At 73.3% G+C, this 1,770-nt stretch carries 2 protein-coding genes; both read left to right on the top strand.

All coding sequences use genetic code 11. The annotated features are described in order from the left end of the window. The coding region (gene sucB / locus GUY59_RS46945; RefSeq protein ID WP_161715143.1) for a 2-oxoglutarate dehydrogenase, E2 component, dihydrolipoamide succinyltransferase at window positions 1-1,039 on the top strand (1,039 nt) is incomplete at its 5' end. Between the two features lie 184 nt (window positions 1,040-1,223). Then, window positions 1,224-1,770 (top strand): NAD-dependent epimerase/dehydratase family protein (locus GUY59_RS46940; protein ID WP_161715142.1); only part of this gene is annotated, 547 nt, incomplete at its 3' end.

Genomic DNA, 1,770 nt, shown 5'->3' with positions numbered 1-1,770 from the left:
CGCTCAGCAGGCGCCGGCGCAGCAGGCTCCGGCCGCCGAGCCCACGCCGATCCCGTCGGGCGACAGCCCCTACGTGACGCCGCTGGTGCGCAAGCTCGCCAACGAGCACGGGGTCGACCTCGACTCGATCACCGGCACCGGCGTGGGCGGCCGCATCCGCAAGCAGGACGTGCTCGAAGCGGCCAAGGCGCAGCGCGAGAAGGCCGCCCAGGCCGCGCCGGCGCCCGCCGCCGCCCAGCCCGCCGCCGCTCCGGCGCCGGCGGCCCAGGCTCCGGCCGCCGCCACGGCGCCCGAGCCGGTGGAGGTCGACACGACGCTGCGCGGCCGCACGGAGAAGATGTCGCGCCTGCGCCAGACGATGTCCAAGCGGCTGGTCGAATCGCTGCAGACGGCGGCCCAGCTCACCACCGTGGTCGAGGTCGACGTCACGAAGATCGCGCGGCTGCGCGAACAGGCGAAGGCCGATTTCTTCCGCCGCGAGGGCGTCAAGCTGTCGTTCATGCCGTTCTTCGAGATGGCCGCCATCGAGGCGCTCAAGCAGCACCCGAAGCTCAACGCGACCATCAACAACGAGACCATGGAGGTCACCTACTTCGACGTCGAGCACCTGGGCATCGCGGTCGACACCGAGCGCGGCCTGATCGCGGCGGTCATCAAGAACGCCGGCGACCTCAACCTCGCCGGGCTCGCCCGCAAGACGGCCGACCTGGCCGAGCGCACGCGCGCCAACAAGGTGACGCCCGACGAGATCACGGGCGGCACGTTCACGCTGACCAACACCGGCAGCCGGGGCGCGCTGTTCGACACCCCGATCCTCAACCAGCCGCAGGTGGGCATGCTCGGCACCGGTGCCGTCGTGAAGCGGCCCGTCGTGATCGACACGCCCGAGGGCGAGGCCATCTCCGTGCGGTCGATGGTCTACCTCGCGCTGACCTACGACCACCGGCTGGTGGACGGCGCGGACGCGGCGCGCTTCCTGACGACGGTCAAGCGCCGTCTCGAGGAGGGCCGCTTCGAGGCCCAGCTCGGGCTCGCGTAGCACGCGGGGTGTCGTGACGCCGGGCGGTCCCCACGGGCCGCCCGGAGTCCGCGTGTGAGCCCCGCGACGCACGGTACGCGCACGACGCGGGCACACCGGAACCCGGGAACGCCCCGGACCGAGTGGGGCAACACGGGTGGAACGGTGGCACGCCGTACGCAGGATGGCGGCGTACATTGGGATGATGGCGATCATCGTGACGGGGGCGTCCGGGCTGCTCGGCTCGGCGCTGGTCGAGGCGCTGCGGGCCGAGGGCCGGGAGGTCGTCAGGCTGGTACGCCGGGAGCCCCGCGAGGCCGGTGAGGCGTACTGGCAGCCACGCGAGCAGGTGATCGACCTGGCCGCGCTCGAGGGCGCCGACGGCGTGGTGCACCTCGCCGGGGCGTCGATCGGCGACCGGCGGTGGAGCGAGGCGTACAAACGGGAGCTGGTCGCCAGCCGGGTGGAGGGCACCCGGGTGCTCGTCGACGCGCTGCGCCAGGCCGAGACGCGGCCCAGGGTGCTCCTGTCGGCGTCGGGAGTCGACTTCTACGGCGACACGGGCGACCGTGTGATCGACGAGAGCGCGGCCCGGGGCGAGGGGTTCCTGGCCGGCCTGTGCGCGGCGTGGGAGGGCGAGGCGGAGCGGGCCGCGGAGGCGGGGGTCAGAACCGCGTTCACGCGTACGGGGCTCGTGCTGAGCCGCCGGGGCGGGGCGCTCGGGAGAATGTTGCCGATCTTCAGGATGGGGC

The organism is Nonomuraea sp. K271, from assembly GCF_009908215.1.
Taxonomy (GTDB): domain Bacteria; phylum Actinomycetota; class Actinomycetes; order Streptosporangiales; family Streptosporangiaceae; genus Nonomuraea; species Nonomuraea longispora.
Note: the sequence above shows the minus strand (reverse complement) of the source record. Positions and strands in the feature narration are given on the sequence as shown.